We start from the raw sequence: 26,616 nt of genomic DNA, 5'->3' as shown, positions 1-26,616 counted from the left end.
TATAACGATGAATTTGTAAACAAAAATAAAACGATTTTTCTACTTGTAGCGTCGTACTACGAAAGAAAAATCGTTTTTAAAATTTAAGGATAAAGTTAAAATTTTTACCCAACTAATTGTTCTAAAATGTCTGGACGGAAACCAAAGAATGGTTCAATTCCATCGGCTACAACAACTGGTAATGATTGGAAACCTAATGCTTTCACTTCTTCTAAAGCCTCTTCTGATTCAAAAACATCTTTAACCACAAATGGTACTTGATTATCCTCAAAAAATTGTTTTGTAAAGTTACATTGCATACAATTTGGTTTTGAATATAGTGTAATTTGACGATTTGACATAAACATCTCTCCCTTTTGTTTCATACAGGTAGTATGATACCTCATATTAGAGGGAAATACAATATATTGTGCTTAATTTTTTTATTTTATTTTTCATAACACAATATATTGGGATAGAACTGTTGTAGTATAAGTCGTCTAAACCTTGATATAAAGGCAAAAACAGTTTTAAAACAGAGTAAATATAAAAAAGCTAAGCACTATATTTTGTACTTAGCTTTTACTATCGTTACTTCTTTTCTGAATCTTTCAATCTTTTAATATTTGCAGCATAAATTGCGGCTCCAATAGATGCAAATACTGCGATCATCCTTTTATCATTGAAAAAGACAGTAAAGACAACTACTAAATATATCAAAAATAAAATTGTTACGATAACACTTCTTTTTTTCATAACCCTGCCACCTAATTAATATGTAATCTTGGCAAAATTATATCATAACTGAGACAGATTAGTATACGCTTGGATCAAATCCACGGTTTGTTACGTAGCCATCTTTTTCCCAAATGTTTTTCTTTTTCTTTTTCGTTTGTTCTTCTACTTTTTGTAAATCTTTTAATAGCGTTGTATTCGGTGGGTGAGCATACCCTACTCTTGCTAAACTTTCTTCTACTAAAGTTTGTTGTAATAATTTTCCATCTAAGTAAACGTACATTAAAGCACGTCCATATTTATCTGTATAATCACCGACATCAAACTTACCTTCTACTTTTTTAGCTTTCTTTAACAGTTCTTCTGTTTTTTGTTTTGCTTGATCTGCAAATGGTTGGGCAGCCTTTCCTTCTTTAGCTGTTTCTGGTGTATCAATGAGTAATAAACGAATTTTAAAATCTTTTCCATCTAATTTAACATGGAATGTATCTCCATCGGCTACTTTTCCAACTTGAAGAGTATACATTTTTGATTTGTCATATCCAGAAAAATCTACACTACTTTCTACTTGTGTTTGATTAGTATTCGATTTATTGGAAGATTTCTTTTGATTTTTTGAGAATAAACCAAGTCCAGAAATAACTAGGATAATGGCTAATATCGCTAACTTAACCAATAGAAATTGTTGTTTTTTCGTTAATTTCATAAAATCTCCTTTCAACGATTCAAAAAATAAGTGACAACAAATCTATTACGATTACAAAGATTTGTTGCCACATCATGAATTATACTTCTAATAATTCTTTTTCTTTCACTTGTGCTAAATGATCAATGTTTTTAACGCTGTCATCTGTTAATTTTTGAATATCTTTTTCATATCCACGTAAATCATCTTCAGTGATTTCTTTATTTTTTTCAGCTTTCTTTAAATGCTCAATCGCATCACGACGAATGTTACGAACACTTACTTTTGCGCCTTCAGCTTCTTTCCCTACTTGTTTCGCTAATTCTTTACGACGTTCTTCTGTTAATTGTGGAATAACTAAACGAACAACACTACCATCATTTGTTGGTGTAATACCAATATCAGACATTAAAATTGCACGTTCAATATCTTGTAAACTAGATTTGTCATAAGGTGTAATTAAAAGCATACGAGCTTCAGGAACTGTTACAGAAGCTAATTGATTAACTGGAGTTGGAACTCCATAATACTCAACTTGCAGGCGATCTAAAAGACTTGCGTTCGCACGTCCAGCACGAATGCCGCCTAATTCACGTTGTAAGGCATCTTCAGTTTTTTTCATACGTTCTTTAGCATTTGCAATAATTTCAGTTGCTGTCATATTATTTCCCCCTTACAGTTGTACCGATATTTTCACCAAGAACAACTCGACGAATATTTCCTGTTTCATTTAAATTGAAGACAACTAATGGAATATCATTATCCATTGATAATGAACTTGCTGTTGTATCCATTACTTTTAGTCCTTTTTGAATCACATCTAAATGTGTTAATTCATTAAATTTAATTGCATTTGTATCAATACGAGGATCCGCACTATAAACACCATCAACATTATTTTTAGCCATTAAAATAGCATCTGCTTCAATTTCAGCAGCGCGTAATGCAGCGGCAGTATCTGTTGAGAAATATGGATTACCAGTACCCCCAGCAAAAATTACAACACGTTCTTTTTCTAAGTTTCTAATCGCTTTACGACGAATGTAAGGTTCAGCAATTTGACGCATTTCGATTGAAGTTTGAACACGTGTAGGAACTCCAATGTTTTCTAATGCATCTTGCAATGCTAATGCATTCATCACTGTTGCAAGCATACCCATATAGTCTGCTTGAGCACGTTCCATACCTACTTCTTCTCCTGTTACACCACGCCAAATATTTCCGCCACCAACAACGATTGCAATTTGAACGCCAAGATCATGAACTTCTTTAATTTCTTTAACAATTTCCTTAATAGTTGGAGGATTAATACCAAAACCTGTTTGGCCTGCTAATGCTTCTCCACTTAATTTTAATACCACACGTTTATATTTAGGTTCAACCATTGTAAGGACTCCTCTTCTTATACATTTCCTAGTGAATTTAGTCTAAAAAAAAGGGGAATAGAGGGCAGCTTCCTACCTTATTCCCCACTAATTGAAATCAATTATTTTTTAACTTGTCCCATTACTTCTTCAACGAAGTTATCAACACGTTTTTCTAAACCTTCACCAACTTCATAACGGTGGAATAATTTAACTTTACCACCTTTAGAAGCAGCATATTTAGCAACTGTTGTATCTGGATCTTTAACGAATGGTTGGTCGTTCAAGCTGATTTCAGCTAAGAATTTGTTTAAACGTCCAGCAATCATTTTTTCAACGATATTAGCTGGTTTACCTTCGTTTAATGCTTGTTCTGTAAGAACTTTTTTCTCATGTTCTAATTCATCAGCAGAAACTTCTGAACGGTCAACATATTTAGGATTGATTGCTGCAACGTGCATAGCAATGTCTTTAGCAGCATCTGCATCTGTAGAACCTTCTAATACAGTTAACACACCGATACGTCCACCCATGTGTAAGTATGCTCCGAATGCATCTGCATCAGATTTTTCAACGATTTCAAAACGACGTAATGAAATTTTTTCTCCGATAACTGTAGTTGCTTCAGCAATTACGTCAGAAACTTTACCTTCTGGAGTAACGATTTCTAAAGCAGCTTCTAAGTTAGCTGGTTTGTTAGCTAAAATTACTTCTGATAATTTTGCTACTAATGCTTGGAATTTGTCGTTTTTAGCAACGAAGTCTGTTTCAGCATTTACTTCTAATACAACTGCAACGTTTCCATCTACTAATACGTTTGTAATACCTTCTGCAGCGATACGGTCAGCTTTTTTAGCTGCTTTTGCTAAACCATTTTCACGTAAATAGTCAACAGCTGCATCGATATCTCCTTCAGTTTGAACTAATGCTTTTTTAGCATCCATCATCCCTACGCCAGTCATGTCACGTAGTTGTTTTACTAATTGTGCTGAAATTTGTGCCATTTCAATTTCCTCCTAAATTATAAAAATTTACAAATATTATTTTTTAAAAAAAGCTGTTTGGATGAAAGATTTTTTTCGATTCCAAACAGCCTACTGGTTAGTGATTATTCAGCGTTGTCGCCTTCAACTAATTTTTCAATATCTTCTAATGAAGTATCTTTATCTAAGTCTTCTTCGTCAACTGCTACGTCTTCACCTTGGTTACCTTCAACGAATGCATCAGCCATTTTAGCTACGATTAATTTAACCGCACGGATAGCATCGTCATTTGATGGAATAACAACATCGATTTCATCAGGGTCACAGTTTGTGTCAACCATAGCAACGATTGGAATGTTTAATTTGTGAGCTTCTTGAACTGCAATGCGTTCTTTACGAGGGTCAACGATAAACATTACATCAGGAATGCGTGGCATATCTTTAATACCACCTAAGTATTTTTCAAGTTTGTCTAATTCTTTTAATAGAACGCCAACTTCTTTTTTAGGTAATAAATCGAATGTACCGTCTTCTTGCATTTCTTTAATTTTTTTCAAGCGGTTGATACGTGTTTGGATTGTATCCCAGTTAGTCAACATACCACCTAACCAACGATGGTTAACATAGTATTGACCTGTACGGATTGCTTCATCTTTAACAGCATCTTGTGCTTGTTTTTTAGTACCTACGAATAAAGCAATACCTCCGTCTTGAGCAACTTCACGCAAGTAGTTGTATGCGTCGTCCACTAATTTAACGGTTTTTTGTAAGTCGATGATATAGATACCATTTCTTTCTGTGAAGATGTATCTCTTCATCTTAGGGTTCCAGCGACGTGTTTGGTGACCGAAATGTACACCAGCTTCTAACAATTGTTTCATTGAAATAACTGCCATTTTTGTTTTCCTCCAATTTTGGTTTTATTTTTCCTCCCCAATTTTCATCGACAAGGGTACTTATTCCTAAGCACCACCCTTATCATCCAATTAGGTGTGAAATATGGTTTTTATACCGTTAGTTATATTACACTAATATGAATTAGAATGCAACTATTTTGATACATTCCTTATACTTTTTTTAAAGTAACACATTCCTCATCGTCAACTTCATGTAATTTCACTAAAATTTCCTCATTTTTTGAAGTTGGAATGTTTTTTCCTACATAGTCCGGACGAATGGGCAATTCTCTATGACCACGATCAATTAAAACTGCTAAACTAATCGTTTTTGGTCTACCGTATTCCATTAAAGCATTTAATGCAGAACGTACCGTTCTACCAGTAAAGATGACATCATCTACTAAAACGACATTTTTTCCATTTAATGAAAAAGGAATATTCGTTCCATTAATAATTGGATCTACCGTTGGATCTGGTTCGTGGCGATCATCTCTATATAAAGTAATGTCAATTTCACCTAGTAATACTGGTTGATTTTCAATGGATTCGATTTTCTTTTGAAGTCGTTTAGCAATATGAACTCCTCTAGTTTTAATGCCAACAAGTACTAAATCATCAACTGATTTGTATTGTTCAATAATTTCATAAGATATTCTCGTCATTGATCGATTCATCGTTGCTTCATCTAATAAGAATATTTCTGACATATCCATACTCCTCTACTGTAATTCTTGAATCATTTCTTCAAATTCTTTTGGTAATGGACTTTCAAAATATAGTTTTTCTTGTGTAATAGGATGAACAAATCCTAAAGTTTCAGCATGTAAATATTGTCCAAATTCTGTAGCATTTTTTCCATTTGGATGATACATCGGATCATTTAAAATTGGGTGATGAATAAATTCCATATGAGCACGAATTTGATGAGTTCTTCCTGTTTCTAAATTTAAGCGTAAAACACTCGCCTCTTTTAACGCTTGGATTACTGTAAAATGAGTAATCGCTTGTTTTCCTTCTTTTTGAACACAACGTTTTAGACGATTATGTGGATCTCTAGCTAATGGTGCATCCACTGTACCAGTAATATGCTCAAAGCTTCCATCCACAATTGCAACATAACTACGAGTCATAGAGTGATCCATTAATTGATTCGATAAGCCAACATGAGCTTGTGGCGTTTTTGCGACTACTAATAATCCGGATGTATCTTTGTCAATTCGATGCACAATTCCTGGACGATATGTTTCAGAACCCTTGGATAATTGATCCACGTGATACAGTAATGCATTCACTAATGTACCAGTTGAATGTCCTTTTGAAGGATGTACAACCATTCCACTTGGTTTATTAATCACTAATAAATGTTCATCTTCATAAACAATTTCTAATGGAATATTTTCTGCAAGAACCGTTAATTCTTCCTCTTCTTCAATTTGAATCGTAACATGGTCTCCATCTTTTGCTTTGTAGTTAGCTTTGACTACTTCCCCATTAACAGATACAAATCCTGATTTTAACCATTGTTGAATGACTGAACGTGTATGAGATAATTCTTTTGTTAAAATTTTATCGAGTCTTTCGCTTTTTTCTAATGATAGTGTTAATTCAATAATCTTATTTTCCACTTTTTTCCTTCTTTCTTTCGACAATTAAAATATATAAAAATAATGCCGCTACCCCAACAGTTAAACAAATATCTGCAATATTAAAAATTGGGAAATCGATAAATTCAAGTTGAAACATATCTACAACAAATCCTAATCGAACACGGTCAATAAAATTTCCTAATGCTCCAGCTAATAACAAACTATACGTTGTTAATGCAAATTTTGATTTTCCTCTTTCTTGAAACATCAAGTATAAAATAGCAGAAACTCCAAAAGCTGTAATAATATAGAAAACAAATTGTTGTCCTGCTAAAATTCCCCATGCTGCACCAGTATTTTGAATATAAAATAACTTCACAACACCTGGTAATAATTCTTGTCCTGTATGTAATGCAAAATTAGAAACAATCCACATTTTCATTACTTGGTCTGCTGCAATTAATAATAAACTTAAAACTAAATAAATAATCATAAAATACCTCTTTCTACTCTCAATAGCTCTATTGTACCTATTCTACTATTCTTCGTCAAACATGAGAATAGAACCATTAAAACTTTCAAAATCTACTTTAGAAAATTCATTTTTTACCAAATTTCACCTATTTTTGCCCCATTTTCACATGAAAAACCTATCAAATCGGTTAATAATTTGTATATTTCACAAAAAAACTGTATAATGACAAAGTAATTTGTGTGTCTATAAATTAAGATGCGCGCATTCTATAAGAATGCAGCCTCAAAGTAAGGAGTGCGTTATGAAAAAAATTGCAACGAAGGTATTCTTGATTAGTGCAAGTTTGCTAGTATTTGCAGCCTGCTCTAATACAAAGAAGAGTGCTGAAAAAACTGTTCAAGAAGTACAAGATACCTTACCTGTGGTTGTTGATCATTTAAACAACATCCAAACTTTTGAAGCCAATTTGCAAAGTGATTGGGAAGATGATATCGCTGATGATTCGACTCTAGCAAATTACGCTAAGAAAAAAGGTAAAGTTTTTGATAATCTTCAACAAAGAAAAGATATTCAAAAACAAATTACTAAAACATTAAAAGTGATTCGTGATGATGCGTCTCACCTTAGTAATTTACAAGACAAAGACTTGCCAAGTGTTGAAATAAAAATTGTAAGTTCAAACTTGCAAAAAATTGTCGACAGTATAACAGATTATATTAAAAAATCTGAAGAACAATTGAATAATGAGCAAAAATTCTTTGTTGAAATATCTGGAAACAAATTATCAAAAGATGATTTGAAAGATAAAATTAAAGAATTAAACGAAGCGGCATTGGAACGTCAAAATATTTTAGAAGAAATTAATGATCCTCTTTCAGCAATTGATAAACCAATCCGTATTTTAAAAGCTCGTTTGAATGCTAGAAAGGAGTAAGATGCTGATGAAAACAGTCAACAGAATCATGCGTGTCCTTCTTCTAGGAATAGTTGTTCTACTCTTTCAATCTGTTCATGCTGAAGAAGAAGTAACACAAAAATTAACATTAAGAACCTCTAGCTTATTAAAAGTTCCTGTAAACTTCCCTACAACTAGTAGTTATGATTCTGGTATTAATATTCCATACCCTAAAGAAGGTGTAAAAGGAATTTATGTTCAAGCTTTTAGAGCGAAAGCTGAAGAACTAGATAGAATAGTTCGTTACGTAGACAAAACAGACATTAATGCTGTTGTCGTGGATGTCCGAGATGGTTATGGTAAAATAACTATGCCATTAGAAACTAATAATCAAACAATCCAAAACAATACTGTTAATGAAATTACAGACACAAAACAATTACTGAAAACTTTGGAAAAACATCAAATTTATCCAATTGCTCGAATCGTAAGTTTTGGGGACCACTTAGTTCCTTATCAAAATCCAGATTTAACCTTCCGTACTCTAGCGGGAACTGTTTGGGAAAATGATGAAGGTGAATCTTTCCTAAATCCTTTCTTAAAAGAAAATTGGGAATACATTGCTGAAATTGCAGTAGGTGCTGCTAAAGCTGGATTTAAAGATATTCAATTAGACTATGTTCGTTTCCCTCTTGGGTTTGAATTAGTAGAAAAATACTTAGATTACGATTTAGGTGATTATAGTGATTATACTGATATGGATGAAGCACGTATCGCTGCAGTTACTGATTTCGTCTCATTTGTTCGTGAAAAATTAAAACCGTATGGGGTTCACCTTTCGGCTGATATTTTAGCGCACGCGATTACTGCTTCTAAAATTGGTGGTATCGGACAAAAATTCACGAATATTGCAGATCATGTAGATGTTATTTCTCCAATGATTTTCCCAAGTCACTGGGTAAATGGAGCTTTTGGTGTAAAAGATCCAGATAAGCAACCATATGATATTGTGACTCAATATATGAAAATTGAAAATGGATATGTGAAAGATTTAAATCCATCGCCTACTTCAAGACCTTGGATACAAGCTTTTACAGCTGACTATTTAGGTGAAGGAAACTTCCAATTGTACACAGCTGATGTTATTAGCCAAGAAATTAGAGCTTTAAAAGAAGCTGGTATTAAAGAATACTTACTATGGAATGCAGCCAGTCAATATTCAACAGAAATTGATTTTTAAGACAAAGAAAAGACAGAATCAAATTGATTCTGTCTTTTTTATACCCCAAAGACTTTCTATAGTAGTATGAGCATGATAAGCCAAACCGGGCTTATCACGCAGGAAATTTTGAGACCTAGGCTCAAAATTTAGCTATGAAACTCGCAGAGCGAGTTTGCTAGCGTCCTAATACTACTATACCCAGAAAGTCTATTAAAAATCATAAACAAATTTTTTCAATACTGTCTTCGTAACTCCATCTGCATCATTTAACAATGCTGAACCATTACTTGTACGATCGACTAAACTTAAATCCATTGGACGAATCTCTTTCATTTCTCCATTTGTCGAAACAATAATATATTCTTGTTTTGAAGAAATATTTCCATCTAAATAAACAACACGGTGAGGATTATTCTTCAATTCTCGTAAGACCATTAATCCTCTCTTAGCTCTTGTAAGCATAGAAACTTCTAAAACATTGAAGCGTTTCACCGCTCCACGTTGAGTCGCTAAAAAGGCTGAAACAACTTTATGTTCTGGACTATAAACCATTGCTCCAGCAACAAAATCGTCTTTTCTTAAATTAATCGCCTTAACTCCACTAGCAACAGTACCTACAACAGGAACTTCACTTAATTCATAACGTAAGCCAAAACCACAATGAGTCACAATAAAAATTTCTTGCTCTTGATTTGGAACTAGCTCAATAGCTACTACTTCATCCGTTGCAGTTTTTAATTTAATGGCATTACTTGTACGAGTTTTATAGCCTCGATACGTATTAAATTCATTCAGCGCAGTTTGTTTCACAAGTCCTTCTTTTGTAAAGAATACAACTGTCCAGTCTTGATAAACATCATTACTATCTTTTTCTTTCACCATTCCGGCTAAAATAATTTCGTTAGTCGCTAAAGAAATGGATTGACTTAAATGATGCCCCACATCTTTCCATTTTGCTTCAGGAATTTCATGAACTGGTAGATGTAAATAATTCCCTTTAGACGTAAATAACACTAAACTATCTAAAGTCGATACTTTTTGAACAAGTAAGACTTCGTCCCCTTCACGCAATCCATTCTCTTCAGGAGCACTCGAAGCAAAGGAACGCGGACTAACTCGTTTGTAATAGCCTTGTTTTGTAGCTACTACATACACTTCTTCTTCTGGAATTAAAATCTCTGTTTCAATTTTAATTTCTTTAATTTCCGCTTGAATTTCTGTTAAACGAGGTGTCGCATATTTTTTCTTTAATTCACGTAATTCTTGTTTCATAACTTGTAATAAAGTTTTTTCTGATTTCAAAATACTTGTTAAAGTCGCAACACGTTCATTTAAGTCTAATTTTTCTTCTTGTAAAATTGTAATATCTGTATTCGTTAAACGATATAATTGCAAGCTAACGATTGCTTCTGCTTGTGTCATTGTAAAATCATAAGTTTCTACTAATTTTTCTTTTGCATCTTTTTTATCATTACTATTACGAATTAATGCAATCACTTCGTCTAAAATCGATAAAGCTTTCATTAAACCATCTACAATATGCAAACGATCTTGCGCTTTATTTAAGTCAAATTGAGTTCTTTTTGTAATAACTTCTTTTTGATGAGCAATATAAGAATCGAGTATTTTCTTTAACCCAACTTGCATTGGACGTCTAGCATCAATCGCAACCATATTGAAATTATAATTAATTTGAAGCTCAGTATTTTTTAATAAATAATTTAAAATTCCTTCTGCATTTGCTTCTTTTTTCAACTCAATGACAATTTGTAATCCAGTACGGTCTGATTCGTCTCGTACTTCGGCAATCCCTTCAATTTTTTTATTTAAACGAATCTCATCAATTTTCTTCACTAATAATGCCTTATTTACTTCATAAGGAATTTCAGTGACAACAATTTGACTCTTTCCACCTTTAATGGCTTCAATGGATGTTTTAGAACGAACCACTACTTTACCTTTACCGGTTTCATACGCTTGTTCTAATTCATCAATTCCTTGAATGATTGCTCCCGTTGGAAAATCTGGACCCTTTACAAATTGCATTAATTCCTTAACCGTTGCTTTAGGGTGATCAATGGTATGAATCGTTGCATCAATGACTTCACCTAAATTATGTGTTGGAATTTCAGTTGCATAACCAGCAGAAATCCCGGTAGCACCATTGACTAATAAATTCGGGAATCGAGCTGGTAAAACTGTTGGTTCTTCTTCTGTATCATCAAAGTTTAATACAAAATCAACCGTTTTTTTGTCTAAATCACGTAATAATTCTTCAGAAATTTTTGATAAACGAGCTTCCGTATAACGCATAGCTGCAGCTGGGTCTCCATCCATACTACCGTTATTCCCATGCATTTCTACTAAAACATCTCTTAATTTCCAATCCTGACTTAAACGAACCATCGCTTCATAAACCGATGAATCCCCGTGAGGATGATAATTACCAATTACATTACCAACAGTTTTAGCAGATTTTCTAAATTGTTTTTCACTCGTATTTCCTTCTACAAACATCGCATATAAAATACGTCTTTGTACAGGTTTTAATCCATCACGAATATCTGGTAAGGCACGATCTTGAATAATATATTTGGAATAACGTCCAAAGCGATCGCCCATTACATCTTCAAGATTTAACTCTTGGATATCTTGCTGCATGCTCATATTATTCCTCCTCCATTAATAGTGATAATTGTTCAACAGATGATGGAGAATTTATTTCTTCTTTTTTTGTTTTAGAAACTTTTGGTTGTTCATTCACTGTTAAATGCCCTTCTGTTTCTAAAATACTCTTTCCATCTTCTAAGCTAAATTCCACATGACTTTCAATCCATTTTCTACGTGGCTCAACTTTATTCCCCATTAATGTACTTACACGACGTTCAGCTTGAGCTTTATCATCAATAACAACACGAATCAATGTTCTAGTCTCAGGGTTCATCGTTGTTTCCCATAATTGGTCTGCATTCATTTCCCCAAGACCTTTATAACGTTGTAATAAGTAACCTTTACCAACTTTTTTAATTTTTTCTTCTAATTCTTTTTCAGTCCAAGCATATTCTACAACTTGTTTCTTACCAGTACCTTTTGAAATCTTAAACAATGGTGGTAAAGCTAAATAGACTTTTCCTGCCTCGATTAATGGCTTCATATAACGATAGAAGAATGTTAATAGTAATACTTGAATATGAGCTCCATCGGTATCGGCATCGGTCATAATGACAATTTTATCGTAATTACAATCTTCAATATTAAAGTCATTCCCAACTCCAGCACCAATTGTGTAAATGATTGTATTAATTTCTTCATTTTTTAAAATATCAGATAAAGAAGCTTTCTCAGTATTAATAACTTTTCCTCGTAATGGTAAGATTGCTTGGAATTTACGGTCACGTCCTTGTTTCGCTGAACCACCCGCAGAATCTCCCTCTACCAAGTAAAGCTCATTCTTTTTAGGATTTTTCCCTTGAGCAGGTGTTAATTTACCAGATAGAAGAGTTTCTTTTTTCTTTCCTTTTTTACCATTACGGCTCTCTTCTCTTGCTTTACGACTCGCTTCACGTGCTTCTCTTGCTTTTAGAGCTTTACGAATTAATTCTTGAGCGATTTCACCATTTTCTGTTAAAAAGATTCCTAATTGTTCAAAAATCGTATTATCAACAATACTTCTTGCAGCAGGAGTTCCTAATTTATCCTTCGTTTGTCCTTCAAATTGTAAAATCTCTTCCGGAACACGTAAAGAAACAATCGCTGTTAATCCTTCACGAACGTCACTACCTTCTAGATTTTTATCTTTTTCTTTTAATAGACCCACTTTACGAGCATATTCATTAAAAGCTTTTGTTAAGGCAGTTTTCATTCCTACTTCGTGAGTTCCACCATCTTTTGTACGAACATTATTAACAAATGATAAAATTGTTTCAGAATAGCCATCATTATATTGGAAGGCAAATTCTGTTTCTACTCCATCAATCGTACTATTGAAATCTACAATTGGAGATAAAGTATCTTTTTCTTCATTTAAATATTGAATAAAATTACGAATACCTTCTTCATAACAAAATACATCACTTGTATCCGTTCTTTCATCCGTTAATGTAATCGTTAATCCTTTTAATAAAAAGGCAGATTCGCGTAAACGTTCCGCTAAAGTTTCATAAGACCAAACGATAGTTGAAAAAATATGTTTGCTTGGTAAGAAACGAACTGTTGTCCCAGAACCTTTACGATTTGTTTTTTCTTTTTTAATGGAACTAACTTTTTCTCCACCTGTTTTAAATGTTTGAGTATATAATACACCATCACGTAATACTTCTACTTCTAACCAATCAGATAAGGCATTTACAACACTGGCTCCTACCCCATGAAGTCCTCCAGAAGTTTTATATCCACCTTGTCCAAATTTACCACCAGCATGTAAAACGGTAAAAATGACTTGAATGGTTGGAATTCCTGAAGCATGTTTTCCGGTTGGCATTCCACGTCCATTATCTCTAACAGATAGTGAACCATCTTTATGAATTGTGACATCAATCTTACTTGCATATCCAGATAAGGCTTCATCGACTGCATTATCAACAATTTCATATGCAAGATGATGCAATCCACGATGGTCAGTTGAACCGATATACATCCCTGGACGTTTTCGAACGGCTTCTAAGCCTTCTAATACTTGAATTGAATCATCATTATATTGGTTAGTGACTTTACTCATTCACGACTCTCCTTCTTCCTATTTATAAAACATATCTACTCTATCATACTTAATTTTTCAAATATTGCAAGAATTCTTCCTAACTCCCTTTAAAAACATACTAATTTTTTTAAAATATGCTATAATCAATAAGTATAATTTAAATTTAACGAATAAAGGAGAAAGACATATCTATGCTATCCATTTTTTTAGGTGCTACGATGGCATACTTATTAGGATCCATTCCTTCTGGATTATGGATTGGACGTAAGTTTTTTCAAATTGATATTAGACAACACGGAAGTGGAAATTTAGGGGCTACGAATTCTTTTAGAATTCTTGGTAAAAAGGCAGGAACGATTGTTTTATTAATGGATCTTTTAAAAGGTTCGATTAGTGTTCTTCTATTAAAGCAAATGGATTTACACGGGATTTCCCCTCTCATTATTGCATTATTTGCTGTAATGGGTCATACGTATCCATTATTTGCAAATTTTAAGGGTGGCAAAGCTGTTGCGACTTTTGCTGGAGTTATATTAGCGTATCAACCTGTATTATTTCTAATTGGTTTAGGAATCTTTATTTTGACTTTAGCGATTTCAAAAATGGTAAGTTTTACAAGTATGCTTACGATTTCAATTGGTGTTCTTTTATCTCTATATTTTCAAGATATGGTTCTGACAACAATAGCATTACTTGCAGATATCTTTATCATTTATCGACACCGCACAAATATTCAAAGAATATTAAATGGCACAGAAGCTAAAGTTGATATTTTTAAATGGAAGAAAAGATAGGAAGAAAAATATTTTTTGTTTGTGAGGTCGCCAGTAGCCTCTTCGAGTCTCTTGTAATTTCACTACAAAAAATTTTTCTTCCTATCTTTTTTACAAAATTTGCATTTTTTACTACAAGTTCTGAATTTACTAACAAAAAGAATAACCTACTGAAAGGAGTAGATTATTCTTTTTTTATCTATAAATTAGCTAGTTCAGCATTCAATGCTTGGTGAATGTGTTGGTTCTTGATTCGTAAAAATGTTCCTTTTGTTCCTAAACTTCTACTCTCAAGTACTCCCGCAGATTCTAGTTTACGAATCGCATTTACAATTACCGTACGTGTAATATCAAATTCTTTGGCAATTTTTAATGCAGTAAATCGTAATTCAATCCCATCAAATAATGATAAAATAATTTTAATGGCTTCAATTTCGCTATAAGAAAGAGATTTTAAAGCTAAATGGACATTTTGTTTTTCTCGGTTTTCTTGTTCAATTCGTTTTGTTTGCCAGTGCAATAATTCTGTTCCAATAACAGTTGCAGCATGCTCTGCTAAAATCAAATCCCCCGCTGAAAATGACTCTTTAGCTTTTCCCATCACAACAAATCCTAAACGGTTCCCAGAAGCATAAATCGGAATAATTGTTGTTTTTGCTTCAAGATATTCCTGTTTTAATTCCACGGGAAAAATCGTTAATTCAGCATCTACTGATATATTTTCTAAATTTGTTTCTATAGAATTCAAAGCGTTCATATAAAAATCAGGAAATTGTCTTGTTGAAACATATTCATGCATCCGAGCATTATTTAACTTAAATTGATCATGAACCCCTAAAATTCTACCTTCTGGCGATGCAATAAATAAATCCACTTTCAATAGAGTTCCTAATACACCACTTAAAGTATTAAATGGTAAATCGGCTTTTTCATCTAATGTCCATAAATTATCATATTGTAAAACCGTATTGATTTTTCTTAAATCTTTAAGTACTTGTTGCAATGGTCTCTCTCCTTCCTATAAAATATAACGACTTAAATCACGATCAGCTGTTATCGTATTTAATTTTGATTCCACATATTGCTCAGTAATTTGAATGCTTCCCATTTGCATTTGAGGAGCTTCAAATAATAATTCTTCTAATAATGTTTCTAGAATAGTATGCAATCTTCTTGCGCCAATATTTTCCATATTACTATTTACTTCAAATGCTGTTCTAGCAAGTGCTGAGACAGCTTCTTTTGTAAAGATAACTTCAACATTTTCAGTAGCCAATAATGCTTTATATTGTTTTAATAGAGCATTTTTAGGTTCTGTTAAAATACGTTCGAAATCTTCTTTTGATAAATCTTGTAATTCCACACGAATTGGGAAACGACCTTGTAATTCAGGCATTAAATCACTAGGTTTAGCAACATGGAAAGCTCCAGAAGCAATAAATAAAATATGATCTGTTTGAATGGCACCATATTTTGTTTGAACTTGGCTACCTTCTACGATAGGTAAAATGTCTCTTTGAACCCCTTCTCTAGAAACTTCCCCGCCATTATGTCCTTTTGCAGCAATTTTATCAATCTCATCAATAAAAATAATTCCTGATGTTTCTGCTAATTTTAATGCTTCTGCATGTACATCATCTTTATTCACTAATTGATCTGCTTCTTGTTCGGTTAAAATATCTAAAGCTTCTTCTACACTAACTGTACGTTTTGAACGTTTTTTAGGTGTCATTTGGTCTAACATGGATTGAATTTGCATCATTTGCTCCATTCCATTTGAATTGCCAGCCATACGTAATGGTTTTTCTTCTACTTCAATCGTTACTTCTTGATTTTTTAATAAACCATTTCTCAATTGTTGCTCAATTTCACGTCTTGATGCAGCAATTTCCTCTGTTACTTCTTCTTTTTCCTCTTGTGGTAGGTCTGTTTTTGGTAAGCCCATTGATTGGAATAAATTCATTAGAGAATCTTGTTGAGGATTTGCCACTTTTTTCATGATACCAGGTTTTAAAATTTTTGCTAATTTACGTACAGCCTTATCATAAGCTTGTGGACGTACATCTTCTTGTTTTTGTTTCTGAACAATACTAATCGCATTTTCAACTAAGTCACGAACCATCGATTCTACATCACGACCGACATAACCCACTTCTGTAAATTTAGTGGCTTCTACTTTAACAAATGGAGCATCGACTAATTTAGCTAAACGTCTCGCTAATTCTGTTTTCCCTACACCAGTTGGTCCAATCATTAATAAGTTTTTAGGCGTCACTTCTTTTTGCATTTCTTCATCTAATAATAATCGACGATAACGATTACGTAGAGCAACTGCTAAAGCACGTTTTGCACTAGCTTGACCTACAATAAATTGGTCTAATTCTTGTACGACCTCTCTAGGTGTCTTACTAATTTTTGAATTCATTTTCCCGTCTCCTATACTACTTCTGTAATAATTGCATCATTTGTATACACATCAATTTCTGAAGCAACTTTTAAACTTTCTCTTGCAATATCTTCTGCGCTTAAATTTTCATCCCCAAAACGTAATAAAGCTCTAGCAGCTGATAATGCAAAGTTCCCACCTGAACCAATCGTTAAAATCCCATCATCTGGTTCAATCACTTCACCAGTACCTGAAACTAATAATAATTGATCTTTATTCATTACAATCAGCATCGCTTCTAATTTTTGTAAGGTACGGTCAGTTCTCCATTGTTTTGCTAGTTCAATAGCTGCACGTTGCAAATTCCCTTTAAATTGCTTTAATTGATCTTCAAACATTTCTTCTAAAGTAATCGCATCTGCAACCCCACCAGCAAAACCAACAACGACTTCTCCACCGAAAATACGTCTGATTTTTCTAGCGCTGCCTTTCATAATAATTCTCTCGCCCATTGTAATTTGACCGTCACCTGCAATTGCAGATTGATTTCCTTTTTTAACGGCACATATTGTTGTCATTTTAAAACCTCCTATGGTTTATGGTTAAATTTGGATGCATCAAAAGTATCTTCCTCTTGTTTTGCTCTTGGAAAATATAATTGATAATTTTGTTGCAATGCATCTTTTGTGACATGTGTATAAATTTGAGTAGAACTTAAACTAACGTGTCCTAATAATTCTTGAACAGTTTTCATATCTGCTCCATTATTTAGTAAATGAGTCGCAAAAGTATGTCGCAACATATGCGGATGAATTTTTAGTTGTAATCCACTTTCTTGTAATAATTGATTTAAAATATAGCGAACTCCTGTTGTTGTTATCGGGTCTCCTAAATGATTCACGAATACAAAAGCATGTTCTTTTTTATATTGGCTCATTAAAGAAGTTCTACTTTCTTCTAAATAAAGCTGTAAAGCTTCTGTAGCAAAATCTCCTATTGGAACATAACGTTCTTTTGAACCTTTCCCAATGACCAAAATAACGCCATTTTTTAAATCTATTTGCTGTAAAGTTAATTCGGTTAATTCACTCACACGCATCCCTGTAGCATATAATACTTCAATTAACGCACGATTGCGTTGGTCTAAAGGCTGATTTCCATCAATGGAAGCAATAAATTTTTCCATCTCATCTTCATAAAAAAATTCAGGAAGTCGTTTTTGTCCTTTTTTATAAGAAACACTCGCAAATGGATTTTCTTCAACAAGGTCGTGTTCTAATAAGTATTGATAGAACGAACGAAGACTGGATAAGAAACGAGAAATACTGGAACGATTATATTGTTGTTGATGTAATTTTCCTAGATAAATCCGTACATCCACTGCCGTAACTTCTGATAATTTTGTTAATGGAATTTCTTTTAAAAACATTAAAAATTGTTCAATATCACGTTGGTACGCTTCAACTGTTTTCATCGAATATCTTCGCTCAACGGTTAAATATTGAATAAACGCATGAAATTGTTCTTCCATTTAACGACATCCTTTCTCCATATAAAACTGTAGCATAGTTTCTAACAACTGACAACTAAATTGTCAAAATTTTCCAAACAATTTTCACTACAAAAGAAATCATTTTTTATTTTTATTAGGAAAGTATTTCATTGATCAGTTAGAATTTTAATTTATCTATAATCCAAAAGTTAAATCTTCTTTTTTTAGTTAAAGTAATAGGATCTGCGAAAGCAGAAACTATTACAGGTAAATTTGAGACCAAGGCTCAAATTTAAGCTATGAGACACCGAAGGTGGCTGCTAGCGTCCTCAACTACACCAAAATTATTATTTAGCTTTTGAATTATTACGAAAAAAAGAAGCCTTTCGGCTTCTTCTCATCATTATTTTTGAATTTCTTCTTTGTAATCGCAATGGCTACATACAATTTGTTTACCACTTTTTACTTTTTTCTCTACAAGATAGTGAGAACATTTCGGACATTCTCTTCCTACTGGTTTATCCCATGACACAAATTCGCATTCAGGATAACGGTCACATCCATAGAATAAACGATTCTTCTTCGATTTTCTCTCAATGACATGTCCTTGTTGACAATGAGGACACGTTACACCGATTTCTTTTACAATGGCTGCAGTATGACGGCAATCCGGGAAATTACTACACGCATAGAATTTGCCAAAACGTCCTAACTTAATCACCATTGGGCTTCCACAAACTTCACAGTCGAAACCTGCAGGTTCATCTTTAATTTGAACTTTCTCAATTTGAATTTCTGCTTTATCCACTTCAGCCTTAAACGGTTGATAGAAACGATCGATTACTTGCACCCACTCTTGTTTTCCAGCTTCAATTTGGTCTAATTCAGATTCCATTTCAGCAGTAAAATGAGTATCTACAATATTCGGGAAATAATGATTAATCATTTGATGAACAATTTCTCCCAATTCAGTTGGTTCAAAACGTTTCGCTACTAATTTAACATAATAACGTTTTTGAATCGTTTCAATTGTTGGAGCATAAGTCGAAGGACGTCCAACACCAATTTCTTCTAATGTTTTAATTAAAGTTGCTTCTGAATATCTTGCCGGCGGTTGAGTAAAGTGTTGTTCTGGATCTAATTTTTGTACAGACACTGTGTCTCCCTCAACTAATTCAGGTAAAACATTTGATTTTTTTGAATCTGTATTATCTTGATACACTTTTTGGTAACCAGCAAATTTAATCGTAGAACCATTAGCTTTGAATACTTGCTGATTTTGCTCTAATTCAACTTGAACTGTATCATAAACAGCTGCAGACATTTGACTAGCAACAAATCTAGACCAAATTAATGTATACAGTTTTAATTGATCTTTTGTTAAGTAAGAAGCAATCGAATCAGGCGTTCTCATAACAGATGAAGGACGAATCGCTTCGTGGGCATCTTGAGCTCCTTCAGATACTTTTGTTGAACGTGTTGAGTTTGAATACTCACTACCATACTCTGATAAAATAAATGATTTTGCTTCATCTTTAGCCGTTTGAGAAACACGAGTTGAGTCTGTACGCATATACGTAATTAAACCGACTGAACCTTGTCTTCCTAATGAAACACCTTCATATAATTGTTGAGCGACCATCATTGTTTTACGAGTTCTAAAGTTTAATTTATTAGAAGCATCTTGTTGCAAACTACTTGTTGTAAATGGTGCAGCAGGATTTCTTCTTCTTTCCTTTTTCGTTACTTTTTGAACGGTAAATGGTGATTTCTCATCAATTTGTTTTAAAACTTGATTCACTTCATCTTGAGATTTTAATTCAACTTTTTCTGCAGTTGTTCCATAATAACTTGCTGAAAATTTCTTTGTTGATTTTTGGAAAGTTGCATCTAATGTCCAATATTCTTCTGGAACAAATGATTGAATTTCTCTTTCTCGATCAATAATTAATTTTACAGCAATACTTTGTACACGACCTGCACTTAAGCCTTTTTTAACTTTTTTCCATAAAATTGGAGAAATCGTATATCCTACTAATCGGTCTAAAATGCGTCGAGCTTGTTGTGCATCAACTAAATCCATATCTAAATTTCTTGGATTTTTAAAGGCTTCTTTTACAGCATCCTTTGTAATCTCATTAAATTCTACACGAATTGGTTTAGTCGTATCTAATCCTAATAAATGCGCTAAATGCCATGAAATAGCTTCCCCTTCTCTATCCGGGTCACTTGCAAGGTAAACAGCATCTGCTTTACTCGCTTCTTTTTTCAAAGATTTGATTAAATCCCCTTTCCCACGAATAGAAATATAATGAGGTTCATAGTTATTTTCAATATCGATTCCCATTTTACTTTTTGGTAAATCACGTAAGTGACCTTTACTTGCCACTACTTTAAAATTTTTTCCTAAATATCTTTCAATTGTTTTCGCTTTAGTTGGTGATTCGACAATCACCAAGTTCTTCTTAACCATATCGAAACTCCCTTCACAGAAGTAAATGCTTGTTTTCAATAATCGTTATTCATCATAGCGAACGAAAGTTTGTTTGTCAAATCAAAAACTATAAGCGTAAAAATTTTATGGAAAATAATGTAGAGAATCTAAAATATCATTCGCATTTCTTATTGGAAAAGCTCCAGCAGTAATCAGTTCATTTGTTCCTTTAGAATATTCACTTGTAATATTACCCGGTAAAGCAAACAATTGACGATTTTCACTTAAAGCGACATTAGCGGTAATTAAACTTCCACTATGCAATCTAGCCTCAATCACACATAATCCATGGCTTAATCCTGCAATAATTCGATTTCGATAAGGAAAATGAAATTTTAAAGGTGGACTATCTAATGGATATTCTGACAGTATCAGCCCTTTACTCCCTATCGCATCATACAAAGATTGATTTTCCTTTGGATAGCAAATATTAATGCCATTTCCGATAACTGCAATCGTTTCACCATTTAAATCTAATGTAAGTTGATGCGCTAAACTATCTACTCCCCTAGCTAATCCACTAATAATGGATACTTTTCTTTCAAGTATATCGGGTAGTAAATATTCTAGCGCTTCTTTGCTATAGGGAGTATGATTTCTTGCTCCAACAATTCCTATAGATAAACGATTGAATAACTCCAATCGTCCTTTATAAAATAACACAACTGGTGGTAAATAAATTTCTTTTAAACGTTGTGGATATAGAACGTCTTCGTACATTAAAAAATGAATATTTTCTTTTCGATACTGTAATTCTAAACTAGTAAAATCAGTATTTCTAAGCCATTCAAGCTCTTCTAAACTTAACTCCTGGTGAATCGCTTCTAATGTAAATTTTCCCTCTGTCCATTCATTTTGACATAAACGTTGATACAACTCCCATCTTTGTTGACTACTTCCCTTATCCCTCATCGCCATTGCAATCATTAATGTTCTTCTTGTCCATTCCATAAAAATAACCTTCTTTCTCGAAATAACATTTCTACTTGTTATATACGAAAAAAAAGGCTAAAAATATTTTTTATTCTAAATAATCTTTTATTGGAGCAAAAGTTTTTCGATGAATTGGACAAATTCCTTTAGATTTTAATCCTTCCAAGTGTTTTGGAGTTCCATAACCCGCATTATTAGAAAAATCATATCCAGGATATAATTCATCAAATTCTTGCATCATTTGATCACGCACTTGTTTGGCAACAATACTTGCTGCTGCAATTGATATACTCTTGGCATCTCCTTTAATGATGCCAATTTGAGGTGTATTCACATCAATTTTCATCGCATCAATTAATAAATAATCCGGTTGAATCTTTAATTCACTGACTGCTTGTTGCATTGCTAAACGACTGGCTTGATAAATATTGACTTGGTCAATAATATCTGCATCCACAATTCCAATTCCAATGGCAATAGCTTTTTCTTGAATGAGTCGATAAATTTCTTCTCGTTTAGAAGCAGATAATTTTTTAGAATCATCAAAACCTAAATCTTCAATATTTTTCGGTAAAATGACTGCTGCAGCTACTACAGGACCTGCTAATGGACCACGTCCTACTTCATCGACTCCTGCAATAAAACTAGCTCCTTCTTTATAAGCTAATCTTTCATAATACTGCATTTCAATAAAATGTTCTGCACGTTTTTGTTCTTTTTCAATTCTTTTTTGACACGATTTGAGTGCTGTTTGCACTCCTTTTCTCATATCTAAACTTAATTGTTGAAACATTGGATCTTCAATCGAATGAATCGAACTTAATATTTCTTTAATCTGACTAATATTATATTTTTCAGTCATTTTATACACCTTCCAAACTAATTGGTGCAGTATCTAATGTATATCGCCCTAATTTACCACCACGAATATCAAAAATAATACGTTCACTTGCACGTTCATAATCATCTTTGAATCCTAACTTTTTCGTAATCAGTAATAATAAATCTACATCAGATAATTCTAAATCAGCTTCACTCAATCCATAAGGTTTTCTTAATGCATCTGTATAGTAGGTTCTAAAAATATTAATCGCAAATAATGCTACATCATCCATATGTAATAATGAATCTTTAATCGCTCCTGTTACAGCTAATTTATTCCCAATCTCTTGATTATCAAATTTTGGCCATAAAATACCAGGCGTATCTAATAATTCAAAATCATTACCAATTTTTAACCAACGTTGTCCTTTGGTAACTCCAGGACGATTCGCGGTTTCAGCTTGATTTTTTTGAATCATACGATTAATAAATGTTGATTTTCCAACATTTGGGATTCCTAATACCATTAAACGAATCGGACGAGGACGAACTCCTTTTGCAGCTAATTTTTCAAATTCTTCTGCCATCAATGCTTTAATCGCTGCTTTTACTTGATTCAATCCTTTACCATCTTTAGCTTCAACTGTTAAAACTTCAATTCCTTCTTCTTGGTAATATTTCATCCATTTCTTTGTTTGAATCGGATCAGCCAAATCAGTTTTATTCAATAACATTAATTGTTTCTTTTGTCCCTTAATCTCATTTACAATTGGATTACGACTAGATTCCGGGATACGTGCATCAACTAATTCGATTACAACATCTACTAATTTTAGTTTTTCAATTGCTTCTCTTTTAGCTTTTGCCATATGTCCAGGATACCATTGTATCATTGCCATCAATTTCACCCTTTCTTACTACTTGTAACTTTATTCTGAACTATTTTAACATACTCCCTTTTTATTTCAAAATTATTCATAGTCACAGGCAAACTTTTAGTGTATAATCACAATACTATTTTTATTTTGAAAGGAAGAAAGATATGAAAAAATTGATTCAACTGATTGATAAATTTGATGGTTCTCAATCAACATTAAGTAATGAAGAATTTTTCATTCGCGAAAAACTATTACTCTATTTAAAATTATTCTGGGTAATTTCCATTGTTATTTTTGTCTTATTAGGAATCATTGTCAGTATTTCTTATTTTTTCTATTTCTTTTATTATGCCATCATTTTATGGATTATTACGAAAGTGTTGGATATATTGTTATATTTTTACTTGAAGAAAAAATGATAGATTTATTACTCTTGAAGAATTCCCTCAAAAAACTGTTCGCATTTTTCGTCTATTAAGTCTTTATTAGCTAATTTTTCTATCCACTCTCCAGGGATTGATGCTAAAGAATATTTAGCTCCAGCAAGTGTACCTGTAATGGCGCCAATTGTGTCGGTATCTTCTCCTAGATTCACGGCTGTCAATACGGCATCTTTAAAACTATTTGTTGTTCCTATACACCATAAACAAGCTTTCAGTGTATCCACCACATAACCTGTCGATTTAATTTCCTCACGACTTTTATGAAAAAATTCATCAGCAAAAATTTCCTTAAAATAATTTTCATATTCTTCCCAGTACTCAGAATTTTGACTAAATATTTCTTCTAATTTTAATTGTACACAATCTAATACTTCTGGAAGTGAATCATGGATTAACAATTCTTTTAATAGAAAAATATAAATAATAGAGGCAACAATAGACCTTGGATGTCCATGAGTTACTGTCGTATATTTTTTTATTAACTCAACTTGCTCATTTAGATTGGAATTTTTATTCAAAAGGAACACTAATGGAGAAATTCTCATTAAAGCCCCATTCCCATTAGACCTTTCATCATTTCCTCCACACTCATCAGGTGAAATTCTTGATAAATAACGCTCAATAGCTTCATTTGTTGCAATCCCAATATCGAAACAATCCCCAAAAGGTGTAAGATAACCTTCACGATAAGCAACAAATTTATCCATTAAGATTTTTAAATCTGATTTTTCACCTAAATGTTCCATTAAGGCTAATGTCAATGAAGTATCATCTGACCAAGTACCTGGAGGCTGATGATACGTACCATAACCTACCATATCAACAACACTGTAAGTATCTCTTTCTTCAAACTCCACTGGAACTCCTAATGCATCTCCAATAACAAGTCCATAAAGAACAGAAAAAAGTTTTATTTTTAATGATTCTAAGTTCTCTTGTTTATTCATACAATCGCAGCCTCCTTTAAGCGTATTATACCATAAACAAAAAGCCTTGAAGTGAGCTATACAACTCCTTCAAGGCTTTCTAATATTGATTATCCCATTGTTGCTTTAAATTTAACTTTCTTAATTTTAAAATCAATTCCCTTTTCTTGAATAGTCTTTTTAAAATCTTGAACAAAAACTCGAGCATCATTATCAATTTGAATATAAAGCTCGTATCCATCTGAAACTTTTTTCACTTCAACGTTTGCTGCTTGATATTGTTTTAAATTACAATGTTTATGAATATCATGAATAACATTCAGATGACTAATCATTCCAGTAATATTTAATTGATACATTTTTCGATTCACACTAATTTTACGATGCGTCAATAATTGTACAATCACTACAACTGCACAACACACACTTCCAAAGAACCAAAATCCTCCGCCAATAGCCATTCCAATTCCCGAAGTTGCCCATAAACCAGCAGCTGTTGTAACACCACTAACACGCATATCACGCATATAAATAATGCCCCCACCGATAAAGCTGATACCACTAACGATTTGAGCTGCAATACGTGTCGTATCTGCTGCATCAGGAGTTTCCCAAAAAGCTTCTTTTGAAACAATCATCATTAAAGCAGAAGCTAATGCAACAATCACGTGAGTTTTCACCCCCGCTTGTTTATTTCTCGACTTACGCTCATATCCGATCGCCCATCCACATAAACATGCAAGAATGATGGATAAAAAATGGCGTAATTCTAACAAAGCATCAAATTGATGTAAAAATATTTGATTCATTTAACTTCTCCTTTCTACAATTCTTGATATCGTTCCCATAGAATGCTTATTATCGTATAATTTTTAAATGAAAAAGTCAAGCTGAATGAAGTGATTGATATATTTTTTGTTAAACACAAGTGATAATGTCTCAATAAAATACAAGTAAAAATTTCCCAGGTAATGTTACAATAAATTTATTCTAATTTTATAGAGGGATTTTATGGAGAATTATCTAAACATGAATGAAAAATTTAAAGAAGAAAATATAGTCCCTTTAGAAAAGGCTCGTCCTAGAAAAAATACACTGGTGAATTATTACAGATGGATGCTTCACCTTTTGTTTTGTTTGGAGAAGAAGTGTGAATTTATATATTTATGTGGATGATTGCACTGGGATGAATCTCGAAGCTTATTTTGATCATCAAGAAGCATTGAAAGGCTATTACCAAGTAACACCTCAATTTTTAGAAAAATACGGTATTCCTATTAAAATTTTAACGGTTAGATATCCTGTTTTTATCTATAATCAGAAAAAAGAAGGATTCCTCTTCTGACAAAGGAATCCTTACTCAATATAGATATATGTGTAAAGCTCTAGGTTTTTCCCTAGATAACTACCTCTGTTCCTCTAGCAAAAGGACGGGTTGAACGTTTTTTTGACACCTTACAAAGCCACCTCGCAAGTGAATTGCATTTTTACAAAATCCTAACTTGTGAAGAAGAAAATCTTTATCTACAAACCTTTGTTGAAAATTTTAATAATTTCATTTGTCAAATTAACCTAGTAGTGATTGATCAAATCAACACAAATAATATCCTCATCAACAAGTCTTTCTATCCACCAACTTTTGGATATAGGATATCCTCCCAAGATTTGCTTTCATGAATTAGACAAGTCAATATCCTCAATTCTTGTCTGCTTCATTTTCTTTTGCGCGATCGTTTTGTAAATCTTTTTCAGAGAGTTTTTGTTCGATATACTTGTCAATGTTTTCGTAAAATTCCTTGATCGTCTCACTATCTAATTTTTCCGAATTATGGAATTGCTTGACTTTCAATTGAACAGATTGAATACCGTAAGAGGCTTGTTTTTGGCGAATAGTTTCTAATTCTTCTTCTGAAATCGGATCTCCAACAACCGTCAAGACCAATTCAT

General features: G+C 32.9%; 27 protein-coding genes and 1 pseudogene. 5 read left to right on the top strand and 23 right to left on the bottom strand.

Annotated elements, in window-relative coordinates; translation table 11 throughout:
- Nucleotides 1-104 precede the first annotated feature (104 nt).
- From nrdH to lspA, 10 genes are all read right to left on the bottom strand, one after another.
- On the bottom strand, nt 105-341 hold the full coding sequence (gene nrdH / locus RYK07_RS00895; RefSeq protein WP_006702652.1) for a glutaredoxin-like protein NrdH: 237 nt from the start codon (nt 339-341) through the stop codon (nt 105-107).
- Between the two features lie 229 nt (nt 342-570).
- Nucleotides 571-735 carry a hypothetical protein gene (locus tag RYK07_RS00890; RefSeq protein WP_314851957.1) on the bottom strand — a complete coding sequence of 55 codons (165 nt, stop codon included), beginning with the start codon at nt 733-735 and terminating at the stop codon, nt 571-573.
- A gap of 58 nt (nt 736-793) precedes the next feature.
- Nucleotides 794-1,420, bottom strand: a complete 627-nt coding sequence (locus RYK07_RS00885; protein ID WP_314851956.1) for a thermonuclease family protein — start codon at nt 1,418-1,420, stop codon at nt 794-796.
- Between the two features lie 79 nt (nt 1,421-1,499).
- Entirely contained in the window at nt 1,500-2,060 is a 561-nt protein-coding gene (gene frr / locus RYK07_RS00880; RefSeq protein ID WP_006702655.1) for a ribosome recycling factor, read from the bottom strand.
- 1 nt (nt 2,061) lies between these two features.
- Nucleotides 2,062-2,784 (bottom strand): UMP kinase, encoded by a 723-nt coding sequence (gene pyrH, locus RYK07_RS00875; protein WP_314679015.1) that lies wholly within the window; start codon nt 2,782-2,784, stop codon nt 2,062-2,064.
- A gap of 101 nt (nt 2,785-2,885) precedes the next feature.
- Nucleotides 2,886-3,767, bottom strand: coding sequence for a translation elongation factor Ts (tsf, locus tag RYK07_RS00870; RefSeq protein WP_006702657.1), 882 nt, complete (start codon nt 3,765-3,767; stop codon nt 2,886-2,888).
- Between the two features lie 104 nt (nt 3,768-3,871).
- Nucleotides 3,872-4,642, bottom strand: a complete 771-nt coding sequence (gene rpsB, locus RYK07_RS00865; protein WP_314450495.1) for a 30S ribosomal protein S2 — start codon at nt 4,640-4,642, stop codon at nt 3,872-3,874.
- Between the two features lie 170 nt (nt 4,643-4,812).
- A complete protein-coding gene (pyrR, locus tag RYK07_RS00860) occupies nt 4,813-5,352 on the bottom strand; it encodes a bifunctional pyr operon transcriptional regulator/uracil phosphoribosyltransferase PyrR (protein WP_314348998.1) in 540 nt (179 codons plus the stop codon).
- Nucleotides 5,353-5,364: 12 nt separating this feature from the next.
- Complete coding sequence (locus tag RYK07_RS00855; RefSeq protein WP_314852013.1) at nt 5,365-6,258, bottom strand: RluA family pseudouridine synthase; 894 nt, start codon at nt 6,256-6,258, stop codon at nt 5,365-5,367.
- A gap of 1 nt (nt 6,259) precedes the next feature.
- Nucleotides 6,260-6,724, bottom strand: coding sequence for a signal peptidase II (lspA, locus tag RYK07_RS00850; protein WP_314851954.1), 465 nt, complete (start codon nt 6,722-6,724; stop codon nt 6,260-6,262).
- A gap of 283 nt (nt 6,725-7,007) precedes the next feature.
- Here lspA and RYK07_RS00845 point away from each other — a divergent pair, with 283 nt between their 5' ends.
- Both RYK07_RS00845 and RYK07_RS00840 read left to right on the top strand, forming a co-directional pair.
- Nucleotides 7,008-7,640 (top strand): YkyA family protein, encoded by a 633-nt coding sequence (locus RYK07_RS00845; RefSeq protein WP_314851953.1) that lies wholly within the window; start codon nt 7,008-7,010, stop codon nt 7,638-7,640.
- Between the two features lie 7 nt (nt 7,641-7,647).
- Nucleotides 7,648-8,841, top strand: a complete 1,194-nt coding sequence (locus RYK07_RS00840; RefSeq protein ID WP_314851952.1) for a putative glycoside hydrolase — start codon at nt 7,648-7,650, stop codon at nt 8,839-8,841.
- A gap of 192 nt (nt 8,842-9,033) precedes the next feature.
- Here RYK07_RS00840 and parC read toward each other — a convergent pair whose 3' ends face one another.
- On the bottom strand, nt 9,034-11,490 hold the full coding sequence (gene parC / locus RYK07_RS00835; protein ID WP_314851951.1) for a DNA topoisomerase IV subunit A: 2,457 nt from the start codon (nt 11,488-11,490) through the stop codon (nt 9,034-9,036).
- Between the two features lies 1 nt (nt 11,491).
- On the bottom strand, nt 11,492-13,540 hold the full coding sequence (parE, locus tag RYK07_RS00830) for a DNA topoisomerase IV subunit B (protein ID WP_314851950.1): 2,049 nt from the start codon (nt 13,538-13,540) through the stop codon (nt 11,492-11,494).
- Nucleotides 13,541-13,713: 173 nt separating this feature from the next.
- Between parE and plsY the strand changes: the two genes are divergently transcribed.
- Nucleotides 13,714-14,316: a glycerol-3-phosphate 1-O-acyltransferase PlsY gene (gene plsY, locus RYK07_RS00825; protein WP_314851949.1), complete on the top strand. Its 603-nt coding sequence runs from the start codon at nt 13,714-13,716 to the stop codon at nt 14,314-14,316.
- Between the two features lie 178 nt (nt 14,317-14,494).
- Here the strand turns inward: plsY and codY are convergent, their stop codons facing one another.
- The 8 genes from codY to ylqF form a co-directional block, all read right to left on the bottom strand.
- On the bottom strand, nt 14,495-15,298 hold the full coding sequence (gene codY / locus RYK07_RS00820) for a GTP-sensing pleiotropic transcriptional regulator CodY (RefSeq protein ID WP_314851948.1): 804 nt from the start codon (nt 15,296-15,298) through the stop codon (nt 14,495-14,497).
- 15 nt (nt 15,299-15,313) lie between these two features.
- Nucleotides 15,314-16,720: an ATP-dependent protease ATPase subunit HslU gene (gene hslU / locus RYK07_RS00815; RefSeq protein ID WP_314451425.1), complete on the bottom strand. Its 1,407-nt coding sequence runs from the start codon at nt 16,718-16,720 to the stop codon at nt 15,314-15,316.
- 11 nt (nt 16,721-16,731) lie between these two features.
- Nucleotides 16,732-17,259: an HslVU peptidase proteolytic subunit gene (gene hslV / locus RYK07_RS00810; RefSeq protein WP_006702671.1), complete on the bottom strand. Its 528-nt coding sequence runs from the start codon at nt 17,257-17,259 to the stop codon at nt 16,732-16,734.
- 11 nt (nt 17,260-17,270) lie between these two features.
- Nucleotides 17,271-18,212 (bottom strand): tyrosine recombinase XerC, encoded by a 942-nt coding sequence (xerC, locus tag RYK07_RS00805; protein WP_314851947.1) that lies wholly within the window; start codon nt 18,210-18,212, stop codon nt 17,271-17,273.
- A gap of 364 nt (nt 18,213-18,576) precedes the next feature.
- The gene (gene topA, locus RYK07_RS00800) at nt 18,577-20,646 is read right to left on the bottom strand and encodes a type I DNA topoisomerase (protein ID WP_314851946.1); all 2,070 of its coding nucleotides are present in this window, start codon (nt 20,644-20,646) and stop codon (nt 18,577-18,579) included.
- 105 nt (nt 20,647-20,751) lie between these two features.
- Nucleotides 20,752-21,618, bottom strand: a complete 867-nt coding sequence (gene dprA / locus RYK07_RS00795) for a DNA-processing protein DprA (protein ID WP_314451423.1) — start codon at nt 21,616-21,618, stop codon at nt 20,752-20,754.
- 70 nt (nt 21,619-21,688) lie between these two features.
- Nucleotides 21,689-22,462, bottom strand: coding sequence for a ribonuclease HII (locus tag RYK07_RS00790; protein WP_314451422.1), 774 nt, complete (start codon nt 22,460-22,462; stop codon nt 21,689-21,691).
- Nucleotide 22,463: 1 nt separating this feature from the next.
- Entirely contained in the window at nt 22,464-23,321 is an 858-nt protein-coding gene (ylqF, locus tag RYK07_RS00785) for a ribosome biogenesis GTPase YlqF (RefSeq protein ID WP_314851945.1), read from the bottom strand.
- A gap of 143 nt (nt 23,322-23,464) precedes the next feature.
- On the opposite strand from ylqF, the gene RYK07_RS00780 reads away from it, so the two are divergent.
- Nucleotides 23,465-23,719, top strand: coding sequence for a hypothetical protein (locus tag RYK07_RS00780; RefSeq protein ID WP_314851944.1), 255 nt, complete (start codon nt 23,465-23,467; stop codon nt 23,717-23,719).
- 8 nt (nt 23,720-23,727) lie between these two features.
- Here the strand turns inward: RYK07_RS00780 and RYK07_RS00775 are convergent, their stop codons facing one another.
- Both RYK07_RS00775 and RYK07_RS00770 read right to left on the bottom strand, forming a co-directional pair.
- Nucleotides 23,728-24,690: an ADP-ribosylglycohydrolase family protein gene (locus tag RYK07_RS00775; protein ID WP_314851943.1), complete on the bottom strand. Its 963-nt coding sequence runs from the start codon at nt 24,688-24,690 to the stop codon at nt 23,728-23,730.
- Between the two features lie 89 nt (nt 24,691-24,779).
- The gene (locus RYK07_RS00770) at nt 24,780-25,478 is read right to left on the bottom strand and encodes an MgtC/SapB family protein (protein ID WP_314851942.1); all 699 of its coding nucleotides are present in this window, start codon (nt 25,476-25,478) and stop codon (nt 24,780-24,782) included.
- 341 nt (nt 25,479-25,819) lie between these two features.
- Here RYK07_RS00770 and RYK07_RS00765 point away from each other — a divergent pair, with 341 nt between their 5' ends.
- On the top strand, nt 25,820-26,014 hold the full coding sequence (locus tag RYK07_RS00765; RefSeq protein ID WP_314851941.1) for a hypothetical protein: 195 nt from the start codon (nt 25,820-25,822) through the stop codon (nt 26,012-26,014).
- 351 nt (nt 26,015-26,365) lie between these two features.
- On the opposite strand, the pseudogene RYK07_RS00760 reads toward RYK07_RS00765, so the two are convergent.
- Nucleotides 26,366-26,616: pseudogene (locus RYK07_RS00760) on the bottom strand (TIGR00341 family protein); the annotation flags it as partial.

Source organism: uncultured Granulicatella sp. (genome assembly GCF_963528315.1).
In the GTDB taxonomy this organism is placed as follows: domain Bacteria; phylum Bacillota; class Bacilli; order Lactobacillales; family Aerococcaceae; genus Granulicatella.
This window is presented reverse-complemented; position numbering and strand designations above follow the sequence as displayed.